The 11,746-nt window shown below is 41.8% G+C and carries 7 protein-coding genes and 1 pseudogene; 1 reads left to right on the top strand and 7 read right to left on the bottom strand.

Going from position 1 to position 11,746, the window contains the following annotated elements; translation table 11 throughout:
* Positions 1-419: 419 nt before the first annotated feature.
* The 6 genes and pseudogenes from BFU02S_RS11600 to BFU02S_RS11575 form a co-directional block, all read right to left on the bottom strand.
* Entirely contained in the window at positions 420-2,120 is a 1,701-nt protein-coding gene (locus tag BFU02S_RS11600; RefSeq protein WP_066370695.1) for a CocE/NonD family hydrolase, read from the bottom strand.
* Positions 2,121-2,515: 395 nt separating this feature from the next.
* Positions 2,516-4,067, bottom strand: a pseudogene (locus BFU02S_RS11595) (sodium:solute symporter family protein).
* Positions 4,064-4,252 carry a DUF3311 domain-containing protein gene (locus BFU02S_RS11590; protein WP_066370692.1) on the bottom strand — a complete coding sequence of 63 codons (189 nt, stop codon included), beginning with the start codon at positions 4,250-4,252 and terminating at the stop codon, positions 4,064-4,066. The pseudogene BFU02S_RS11595 and the gene BFU02S_RS11590 overlap by 4 nt, the downstream one beginning before the upstream one ends.
* A 157-nt stretch (positions 4,253-4,409) precedes the next feature.
* Positions 4,410-5,492, bottom strand: a complete 1,083-nt coding sequence (locus tag BFU02S_RS11585) for a tartrate dehydrogenase (RefSeq protein WP_066370690.1) — start codon at positions 5,490-5,492, stop codon at positions 4,410-4,412.
* Positions 5,489-6,940: an aldehyde dehydrogenase family protein gene (locus tag BFU02S_RS11580; RefSeq protein WP_066370689.1), complete on the bottom strand. Its 1,452-nt coding sequence runs from the start codon at positions 6,938-6,940 to the stop codon at positions 5,489-5,491. Before BFU02S_RS11580 ends, BFU02S_RS11585 begins: the two co-directional genes overlap by 4 nt.
* Positions 6,937-7,914 carry an aromatic ring-hydroxylating oxygenase subunit alpha gene (locus tag BFU02S_RS11575; protein WP_369690681.1) on the bottom strand — a complete coding sequence of 326 codons (978 nt, stop codon included), beginning with the start codon at positions 7,912-7,914 and terminating at the stop codon, positions 6,937-6,939. The genes BFU02S_RS11580 and BFU02S_RS11575 overlap by 4 nt, the downstream gene beginning before the upstream one ends.
* A 413-nt stretch (positions 7,915-8,327) precedes the next feature.
* Between BFU02S_RS11575 and BFU02S_RS11570 the strand changes: the two genes are divergently transcribed.
* The gene (locus BFU02S_RS11570; protein WP_157075917.1) at positions 8,328-9,629 is read left to right on the top strand and encodes a sigma-54 interaction domain-containing protein; all 1,302 of its coding nucleotides are present in this window, start codon (positions 8,328-8,330) and stop codon (positions 9,627-9,629) included.
* A gap of 102 nt (positions 9,630-9,731) precedes the next feature.
* Here the strand turns inward: BFU02S_RS11570 and BFU02S_RS11565 are convergent, their stop codons facing one another.
* Positions 9,732-11,261, bottom strand: a complete 1,530-nt coding sequence (locus tag BFU02S_RS11565) for a malate:quinone oxidoreductase (protein ID WP_066370698.1) — start codon at positions 11,259-11,261, stop codon at positions 9,732-9,734.
* Between the last annotated feature and the right edge of the window lie 485 nt (positions 11,262-11,746).

The raw sequence follows: 11,746 nt of genomic DNA, 5'->3' as shown, positions 1-11,746 counted from the left end.
CCCGAGTTTTGTCTTTCATACACCGGATGAAGGACACTTCCCTTACCCATTCAACTGAGTTTTGTCTTTCATACACCGGATGAAGGACACTTCCCTTACCCATTCTCCTGAGTTTTGTCTTTCATAAACCGGATGAAGGACAATTCCCTCACACATTCAACTGGGTTTTGTCTTTCATACCCTTGATGAAGGGCATTTCCCCCCCATTCTCCTGGGTTTTGTCTTTCATTCCCTTGATGAAGGACAATTCCCTCACACATTCTCCTGAGTTTTGTCTTTCATACCCTTGATGAAGGACAATTCCCTCACCCATTCTCCTGAGTTTTGTCTTTCATAAACCGGATAAAAGTTTGGCTATGATAAAAACGCATTAGAATTTATAGAAGGAATTCCAATACGTTTTCAACTTGTTAAAGCAATTAATTTTCCTTCGCAGGCACGATTGGCAGGATTATATGGGAAGGATATTGTTCATTATGATAAATGGTTTGTTTTGCTTTTATCATCTGACTACTCTCAATTAATGATCTCCCGGTATTTGGATTGGGCAGAAAATGCGGAAAACTGCTTGAAGAGATTTCAAGCGTGATTCGATGCCCCGGAAGAAACACATTGCTAATTGCCCAGAGGTCGATTTCATACTCGACAACTTCCTCTGCCAATTCTTTTTCTGGATCATAGCCATTCCGATATTTTGCATTGATAATTCCTTCGGCCAAAATAAGGGCCTTGCCATCAGGGGCTGTGTCGACGAGCTTGGCAGTGAAATCGGTATCTTTGACATCAGTTGCTGCCCACAGTTTTACTTTAATGGGTCCTGTTACTTCTACAGCCTCTGTTAATGGATCGGTTGAATATACGAGCACATCTTCCCGCTCTTCAATCGCGCTTTGATCGAATGGCCCCATTGTCAGCGAGCCGGCAAACAGTGTCCGTCCGCCTTTGGTTGGGACAGGATTTTTTGGATCGTATAGAAAAGTATCAGATACCTCGTTTTCTGGGTGAGCCATCGAAAGAAAGCCGTCACCCTTATTCGTATTGGCTTTTCCGCCGCTATGCAAATAGAAAGGAGTGTATTCGGTCCGTTCTAGCGGCCATTCCATTTCATTCCGCCATTGATTGATACCCATAACGAAAATTTTTACCGGAGGTTCTTTCTCAAGGCCGGTGTCGATTCCCTTAAGCCAATGGTTAAACCAGCGGATATGGAGATCGGTAATATCTTGTTCAAGATCAATCCAATCCCCTGATGCTTGTACACCAAAAATCGATTCGCCCTGTACGGAAGCAAAATATCCATGCCCCCACGGCCCGATCATCAGCTTTTGGAGCTTCCCTGATTTCGTCATTTTCATATAGTTCGTTAAAGTCGGCCCAATAAAGCAATCATACCAGCCACCTAAATGAAAAGCCGGAATTTGCAAATTTTCATATTGATACGCAATGCTGGTTTGCTTCCAGTAATCTTCATCTTCTAGAGGATGAGACAATTCTTCAAAAAAATAATCGGCAACATCTAGTTCCTTTAAAGGAGGCCATAGATTTACAGGGACAAAGCGATATAAATCTATTATTCTATTTAGATAATCTGCAAGCTTTTGTATAGCCTCTTTTCTTTCCATCGGGTTATCGTATTTTCGCTTCAATAAATCAGGAACAATCGATTCTAGTATCCAGGTTTCCGTAAATCTCGGCTGGTAAACACCATTTCGATAACAAACACCGTTTCGTTGATCATTGAATGTCATCGCCGGAAAAATGGCAACTAGATGCGGCGGCTTTACCGTTGCTGTCAATAGCTGAGTATACCCGTAATACGACAAACCGAACATACCCACTTTTCCAGATGAATAGGGAAGTGCTGCCGCCCATTCAACTGTGTCATACCCATCATAGGCTTCATGCTTGAATGGGTGAAACTCTCCTTCTGACTGATATCGCCCTCTTACATCCTGAATCATCACGACAAAACCATTTTCCACAAGCCGGTTCGTATCCAGATAGCGATGAGAATAATATGGAAGATCTTTACTGTAAGGTAGCCTTGTCAATAACACAGGAAAACGCCCTTCCTTTTCGGGCCGATAAATATCGGCATAAAGAACAACACCATCCCGCATTTTGCATGGAATATTTTTTTCAACGATGATCTGAAATTGTTTTATTGTAACCCCCCATTTTTTTAACTTATTTGATGATCGCCCCAGAACCCTTTTTTTAAGATGCGAACGTTAAAAAATACTGTTAACTTTCGCTCCGGGCGTTATAAAGGCCTCTTCGACCGAAACTACACAGTTTTTCCTCCTTCGTGCGTTATGAACGACTCTTAACCACCGAAGCTACACGGTTACTCCTTCTTCGGATGTTATGAAAACCTTTTACCGATCGTATTTCCCTTTCTCCTTACACTTCGGGAAGAATCATTCTCTTTTCCTACCTTTATAAAATTCCTCCTTTACCAAAAATTAAAAAATACTATCCCATTACTAAATAATTCACGGGATAGCATATGCTTTTATAGATTCCCAGTTTGGCCAATCGGTTCTTTCTGAACTGCAACAGCTTTTTTGGTAAACAAGCTGACGGCGAGCATTACGATAGTGTTCACCGTAATAGCGACAACTCCAATGTCCAAATCTTGAATGAGGTGCGGAGCTCTTGGAAACATTGTCGCCATTGTGGTGCCTGCGAGCGTTTGATACGCGACAATGGACACTCCGGCTATCATGCCGATAGAAGCACCCATTTTGCTGACTGGATTTTTCTTCATTAAACTGAAAGCTAGAGGCGGGAATAACTGAAGTACGAAGCTATATGCCATTGTCAGCAAGGCAACCATGGTGTTACCGCCATAGAAAGTAAAAATTAGAGAAACTATGGCGATAATCGGAACAAGAATACGCGTGATTTTCGCCAGCTTTTTGTCAGGTGTATCCGGTTTCATTTGTTTGTAAATATTTTTTGAAAGAAGGGTTGCTGCTGTCAAGATCAATAGCGAGCAAGGAATGAGAGCAGCAAGTAATCCGGCAGCTCCAATTACACCGACAAACCAAGGCGGCAATGATGCTTTGGCAATTTTAAACAAGGCCAGGTCGGTTGCGGTTCCTTGCAAGTTAGGGATTTGCAGTACAGCTGTAAATCCAATAAATAGAATAAAGACAAGAACAATTTGGTATAACGGCAAAATCGCGGTATTTTTCCTTAAAGCGGTTTCATTTTTTTGATGATAAACTGGCGCCGAAACAGTGCGGCCACATATATTGCCCTAATGCGATGAAAATGTGTAGTTTGTAAGAATGATGTAAAGTTCGGAAACAGTGCGGCCACATATATTGCCCTAATGCGATCGTCATACAAATCGACACATACCATGAAATGCTTAATCCTTTATCCGGTATAAGAAGGAATCCTGGTTTTGCCTTATCCAACGCCTCAAACATCGGTTTAATTCCACCATAATAATGCTGCGGCAGGTAAAAGCCCATAAACAGAATCACTGTGATCATCAAAATATCTTTTAACACGGCGGTCCATGCAGAGCCATGAATACCCGATATATAAACAAAAATCGTCACAGCAATCAGGCCAATCCAAACGGCGATTTTCGGAGGAATCATTCCGTAGGATGCTTCAGAAACAATAATTTGAAATCCCTTTAATTGTAAAACAATATAAGGAATAATAGAGATAACGCCGATTGCCGCCACAAGCAAGCCCAAACCCTGGCTGTTATATTTTTTTGCAAAGAAATCGGACTGCGTAATCAGGTTATGTTCTTTCGCATAACGCCAAATGGGGGGGAGAATCCAAAAAGGGATAACATAGGTAAGAGCACAAAAAACATATATGGTCGGGCCGCCCATGCGATAAGCTCCACCGCTTGCCCCTAAAAATACGAAAGTAGAGAACATTTCTCCTGCCATTAACACAAACATAATAATAGAGCCGAAATTTCTCTCCGCAACTGCCCATTGCTCAAGCTTCATTTCGCGCCCTTTCTTGGCACGAACACCTAAGTAAATAGCGAAGATCAAGGTTAAACTGATAATGATAATGGAGCTGTTCATTTATTTTGCTCCTTTCGGTCATATATGAAATTGCAAGCGATCAGACAAACAGATGTTAGAATCAGCCATAAAGTAGACCAGAATACAATAAACGGTAAACCAAATACATATGGTTCAATCCGATTGACTACCGTTAATGATCCAATTGCAGGCAGAATGGTCAGTAAGGCAATCCATTTTTTCATATAAAAAACCCCTTTCTATTGTAAATTTTCCTTTATCACACCGATGGGACAGAATTTTCATTATTATCAGATAACGATTCTTAGAAAGGTTCCCCGTCCAATCGGAAGGGGACGAATTGTTAGAATTTCTCAAGAAAGATTTGCAATTACCTAGGAATTACCCCTTAACAATGGCAAGCGATTGGAGCAACTCTGCTATGCGGTCGCCGACTTCAGAAGTAGTGGCTGTTCCTTTCATATCAGGGGTTAAAACCTTTCCTTCCACGAGCAGTTCCTCGATGGCGCTAAGGACCAGCTTCCCGTACTGTTCATATCCTAAAAAGTCGAGCAACTGGCTGGCAGACCAGATGGCTGCCAGAGGATTGGCCAGCCCTTTTCCGGCGATATCAGGTGCAGATCCGTGAATGGGTTCAAACATCGATGGAAAGGTTCTTTCCGGATTGATATTGGCTCCTGCGGCAAGTCCAATTCCCCCGGCCAAAGCCGCACCTAAATCAGTTAAAATATCGACAAATAAATTAGAAGTCACCACGACTTCAAACCGCTTCGGATCGGTAATCATTAACATAGCTGCAGCGTCTACAAGATAGGACACAGTTTTGACATCCGGGTACTCCTTGCTTACTTCGGCAAAAATTTGATCCCAGAACACCATAGAGTAGTTCAAGGCATTTCCTTTGCTGATACTGGTAAGGGATTTTCCTTCTCTTCTCGCTGTTTCAAACGCATAGCGGATGACACGCTCTGTTCCTTTTCGGGAAAAAACGCCGGTCTGCAGGACGACTTCGTTCTCTTGCCCTTTATATAACCAATCTCCTGCGCCTGCATATTCACCCTCGCTATTTTCCCGAATGAACAGCATGTTTACCTCTTCCCGCTTTACGTCTTTCAAAGGACAGTAAGCCCCTTTTAATAACTGGATCGGGCGGATATTAATATATTGGTCAAAGCTCTTTCTGATTTTTAACAGTAAATCCCATAATGAGATATGGTCCGGGACTCCTGGATAACCGACTGCTCCGAGATAAATGGCATCAAAGTTCTTTAATTGTTCGATTCCATCTTCGTCCATCATCACGCCATGTTTCGCATAATATTCGCAGCCCCATGGAAAGTAAGTATATTCGAATTGGAGGGAATGGTCCAATTCGGCCATTCTATTTAACACCTTTATTCCCTCTTGAAGAACTTCTGGTCCGATGCCATCTCCAGGGATAACGGCAATTTTATAAATCGTCATGACATTTCTCCTCTGTTCCATACGACTAATTTTAATTCTGTCATTTCTTCTACGGCATATTTGATTCCCTCACGGCCGGTCCCGCTTTCTTTTACTCCGCCGTAAGGCATATGATCGACCCGAAAGGTTGGGATATCATTAATCATAACCGCCCCTACTTCAAACGTCTCGCTTGCTAATAAGGCATGATCAATATTTTTCGTGTAAATTCCAGCTTGCAGTCCGTATCTTGAATGATTGACATAACCAATCGCTTCTTCAACAGATTGAACTTTATTAATGATTACGATCGGGGCAAATACCTCTTGGCAGGATACTTTTAACATTGGATCAACATTTACAATGACGGTCGGCTCCAAAATGCCATTGGTACATTTTCCTCCGGTTAAAACATCTGCCCCATTTTGTTTCGCTTCCTCAATCCAGCTTAAAGCACGTTCTGTTTCTTTTTTCGAAATGAGAGAAGATATATACGTTTCCGGGTCTAACGGGTCGCCCACTTTTAATTGGTTTGTGGCCTTCACAAATTTCTTCACAAATTCATCAAAAACATCCTCATGGGCATAAATGCGCTGCAAGGAAATACATACTTGCCCTTGATTTGAAAAAGCCCCCATGATGCAGCGGTCAATGATCTGATCAACGTTTGTATCTTGATCCAAGATAACAGCTGCATTGGACCCAAGTTCCAAAGTCGTTTTCTTTAATCCGGCTTTATTGCGAATACCGATGCCGACGGCCGGACTTCCTGTAAACGTAATCATTTGGATGCGGTCATCGTTGATAAGCGCTTCGCCAACAACCGAACCGGATCCCGTCACTACATTCAATACACCATCCGGCAGTCCGGCTTCTTTAAAAAGCCCGGCCATATAAAGGGCGGATAATGGAGTCTGGGAAGCCGGTTTTAAGACGATGGAGTTACCGGAGGCAATCGCAGGCCCCACTTTATGGGCGACAAGATTCATCGGAAAGTTAAACGGCGTAATGGCACCAATGACACCAATCGGTTTTCGTACGGTATAGCCGATTCTTCCGACACCGCCTGGTGCCGCATCAAACGGGATCGTTTCCCCGTGAATTCTTTTTGCTTCTTCAGCCGCAAATTTATACGTTTCGATCGTTCTTGCGACTTCCCCTTTGGCAAAAATGATCGGCTTTGCTGATTCAATCGTAATCACTTCTGCTGCTTCGTCAGCTCTTTCTTTCAATAATTCTACTACTTTTTCTAAAATCGCTGACCTCTTAAATGCTGGCATTTTTGAAATGACTTGGAAGGCTTCTTGTGCTGATTCAATGGCCTTTTTCGTCAATGATTCATCTGCCATGGCAATTTCGGCAATCCGTTCATCGGAATAGGGGGAATAAAGAGGGGCATATTTTGCCGCCTCTACCTCCAGGCCATGGATCCATAAATGTTTCTTTTCTACTTGCCTCACACTTGTCATCGTCCTAACGCCTCCAATACCATTTCATGGAATTGAACAATTGCTTTTTCTGATTTGGAATAGACCCCTCTAGTAAAGGCCCGTGAGCGGAAGCCAATTTGCTCTAATTCTACTAATTCAACATCTTCTTGTCTTACTTGTTCGGCAAAAGCAACTAAATCTTTTTCCTCTTGGGTTAAGTTTTCATCTCTGAAATAATAAGTATATACCCCTAGGGTCGTTTCATGGTCGATCGGAATCATTTGGATGGTTGCCATATTTCCCGGACCCGGATAAATGGTGACCATCAGGTTCGGCCATAACCAGTAGAACTCGCCGCCTTGCATTTCTGCTTCATTTAAATCCGTCGTTCCCATCGTTTTATCCGGTTTGACAACCGAGCCTTGGACAGAATAATTGTCACAAGTAACGATTTGGTAATTTTTCATATCCAAGGTGGCAACAAAGCCTGGATGAGCAACATGGCAGTGATCACATTCTAAATAATTATCTATGAACGCTTTCCAGTTCGCCTTAATGACACGGGTTTTTTGATTCACTCTTTTTAGCTCCCCCATAAATGGAAATCTTTCTAAGCGCTCAAAGAAATCACCGTACGTCTCACTTAATGGTTTTGCGTGATCGTCAAGGTTTACGAAGATTAGAGACTCTAAGATTTCCATCCTGACAGGTCTTAAAGCACAGTTGCTTACACATGCCGAATCTTCGTCAGTAAAGTTAGGAGCCTTGTTTAACTTTCCGTCTAAGTGAAATGTCCATCCATGGTAGCTGCATTGAAGGATTTTCTTCTGCCCTGCTTCTTTCTTCTCCAGTTTTGTGGCACGATGCGGACAAACATTATAAAAGGCACGAATCACTCCATCATTTGCCCTTGTGACCAAGATTGGCTCGCCCGCCACCTCTGCTGTGAAAAATTGTCCCGTCTTTTCCAGCTGGCTTACATGGCCAACCAATTGCCATGATTTCGCAAACACATCTTCCAGTTCCTGCTTATATACGTTTGGATCGGTGTATAAATCATACGTTAATGTTCTTTCAAACGTCCGATTTGCTTTGTTTTGTACTTCATTCTAAGCCATTTTTATTATTCCTCCTCAAGTAAATTTCACCACTAGCGAGTCAAAACCAATTAAGCGTTTACAAGGTGTTGAATATTTTGTTTAATGAATCTATAAGATGTATGTCAAGATCGACACTCATTTTTAAATAATGCAAATAGCGTGCCAATTTTTAAAATACTTGATTTTATCACAAAATCGTCAAAATTCTAATGAATTCCGTTTGAATAATGAGTTGATTTTAACTCATTTGAATTAAATTCAACTCAAGAGGGGGCACAAGAAATGACAGCCGAAACGCAAAATCCTTTTGACATCACCGTCGAAACATTGAAAAAATTCTTGATTATTCCTCTGATGAAATATTTGTACTGGACTCAGAGCAGCGTGTAATTTACGTCAACAGTGTTTGCGAGAAACATTATGGCCTAAAGCCGGAAGAGGTTGTGGGGAAATACAATTCGGAGCTGTATGAAAAAGGATATTGGAAGCCATCCATTGTACCTATAGTTTTCAAAGAGAAGAAAACCGTCACCATTAAAATGACCACCTATCTTGGAGCTGAACTGCTGACAACAGCTGTTCCTATTCTGAATGATCAAAATGAAATTGAATTTGTTGTAACGACTTCCCAGGAGTTGCAGAACTACAAGTGCATCAAAACGGAAACAGAAGAACCATTCGTTTCAGACCCAATCGACGCGACACCAATCACCAACTGTGAAAAAATGAAAAACATTTTAAAAATGTGCGAAAAAATCGCCAAAGTCGATTCAACAGTGTTAATCCAAGGTGAATCCGGAACCGGAAAAGGCGTGTTGGCTCATTATATTCACCATATCGGCAGGCGCCGGAATCACACGTTCTTGAAAATTAACTGTGCAGCTCTGCCTGAAGATCTATTAGAATCTGAGCTGTTTGGCTATACGGAAGGAGCGTTTACAGGCGCAAGCAAACATGGAAAAAAAGGCTTGCTGGAAATTGCGGACCAGGGCACATTATTCCTCGACGAGATTGGGGAAATGCCTTTATCCCTTCAGGCGAAGCTTCTTCAAGTGATCCAGGAAAAACAATTTCTTCCGATCGGCGGACATGAAATGAAAAAGGTAGATGTTCGGATTATCGCTGCGACAAACCGCGATTTAGTGGAGATGGTGCAGAAAAATGAATTTCGTGAAGACTTATTCTACCGCTTGAATATTATTGATATCCAGCTGCCGCCGCTTAGGGAGCGAAAAGAGGATATTATTCCATTAACCTATAATTTTTTATATAAATTCAATAAAAAATACGAAATGAATAAAATTATTTCACAAGAATGTCTGGATTTATTTTACTGGTATTCTTGGCCGGGAAACATCCGCCAGCTCGAAAATGTGATGGAAAGGCTGGTCGTCACCAGCGACTCGATCATCCAGCAAACAGACTTGCCTGATTTAATTTTAAACAATATAAAACCGCAAACACACTATTCGCTTCCCTCTAATCTTGATGATGCCATTGAATATGTAAAGAAGAAACTGGTGAGGCAATCTTATCAAAAATATAAAAGCTCAAGAAAGGTAGCAAAGGATTTAAACATCAGCCAAACGAGGGCAGTGAAGCTGATTCGTCAGTATTGCGGGGACTAAATCGGGGCGTTGGCATACAGCCAAGTCGGAGAAAAAATGCCTGGAACCGAGCTCCAGGCATTTCACATCTCGTAACATGTGATATGATTCACGTTCATTTTTCTAAGAACTCGCCGTTACTAGAGATCTTCGTTCTTTTTGTACTGCCTCTTGTTTGCTTAGGCCAAGTGTCTTGGCTGTTGCAGTATGAAGTTCGCGGAAAAGTTCCAGATTGTTTGCTAGCTTTATGCCGTAAGACGGAATCATTTCTTTTATTTTCGGTTCCCATGCTTTGATATGTTGCGGGAAGCATTTTTTAATGACTTCCAGCATGACGTGTACGGCGGTAGATGCTCCTGGAGAGGCGCCCAGCAATGCGGCGACTGAACCGTCGGCTGCACTGATTACTTCTGTACCAAATTGAAGGGTTCCTTTGCCGCCTTCTTTCGTATCTTTAATAACTTGTACACGTTGGCCTGCTACCACAATATCCCAATCTTCAGCTTTCGCGTTCGGAACAAATTCCCTTAATTCCTCGATCCGTTGTTCTTTTGAAAGCATCAGCTGCTGGATCAAGTATTTTGTTAACGGGATGTTTTTCGCACCTGCCGCTAACATGGTCAACACATTATTTGGTTTTACCGAGCGAATCAAATCCATATTGGAACCGGTTTTCAAGAATTTTGGCGAGAAGCCGGCGAACGGTCCAAACAGCAAGGATTTTTTGTTGTCAATATATCTTGTATCAAGATGCGGGACTGACATTGGCGGTGCACCAACGGCCGCTTTGCCGTATACTTTCGCATGGTGCTGTTCGACTACTTCCGGATTGTTGCATACGAGGAATAATCCGCTGACCGGGAATCCTCCAATATGCTTGCTTTCAGGAATGCCTGTTTTTTGCAGTAATGGCAAGGATCCGCCGCCGCCGCCGATAAAGACAAACTTTGCAGTATGGCGTTGGATCGTGCCTTGTTCGTTCCTCACTTTCAATTCCCAAGAACCGTCCGGTGCACGTTTAATATCCTCTACTTTATGGTTGTATCGGATATCCACATCTTTACGCTCTAAATGTTCAAACAGCATGCGTGTTAAAGCACCAAAGTTTACATCTGTTCCAGAATCAATTTTCGTTGCTGCGATTGGCTCTTGTGATGTACGGCCTTCCATAATAAGCGGGATCCATTCCTTCAATTGATCCGGATCATCGGAAAATTCCATACCTTCAAACAAAGGATTATTCGAAAGCGCTTCAAACCGTTTTTTCAAAAATGCTACGTTTTTCTCTCCATGCACTAAGCTCAAGTGAGGAAGCGGCCTGATAAATTCTTCTGGATGACGGATCAAATGGTGATCTACAAGATAAGACCAAAACTGTCTTGAAACTTGAAACTGCTCATTAATATTGATCGCTTTGCTAATATCGATAGATCCGTCCGGTTTCTCTACAGTATAGTTAAGCTCACATAGTGCAGAATGTCCCGTTCCTGCATTATTCCATTCGTTGGAGCTTTCTTCTCCTGCCTTATCGAGCTTTTCAAAAACGGTAATGTCCCAATCCGGTACTAATTCTTTCAAGATTGTTCCCAAAGTCGCACTCATGATTCCAGCACCAATTAAGATCACGTCTGTTTCAGTTTGTCTGTTACTCATTTCTCCCATCCCTTATACCCCGAAGTTTACAGAAAGGATGTAAGCGCTCCCTACTTTGGCATCATTCGCAAGTTGGGTGCGGCTAGTCACCTTTTCTGGATTAAATAGTCGCTTACTTATAGTTTATCACTAATATTAGTAGATTAAAATATCTATACAACTATATTGAGAGATTTACACTAATTAACTGCTGGAAATAAGTGAAAGTCTATCCACCAAATCAAAAGAAGCGGCTTGCAATGTTTTATAGGAATAACTTACCCAGGTTTGGAGTCAACTTAAACAAAGATGTATTATTTTCTCTTTCTCATGTATATTATAATGCTACTTTTTCTTGTCTTCATATGGTAATATTTCGTAACAGAATAGAGCTCTTGATCCTGGGCAGGAATCCAATCACCCTCAAAACATCACTTCATTTTCGCATATTTTTACTTCTCTCAATAGAAATCTTTACTATTTTGAAGACAAATATTTCTCATAAA

The sequence above is a fragment of the Neobacillus fumarioli NBRC 102428 genome (genome assembly GCF_001591485.1).
GTDB classification, from domain to species: Bacteria; Bacillota; Bacilli; order Bacillales; family Cytobacillaceae; genus Neobacillus; species Neobacillus fumarioli.
The sequence above is the reverse complement of the archived record's forward strand: the minus strand, read 5'-3'. Positions and strand labels throughout refer to the sequence as shown.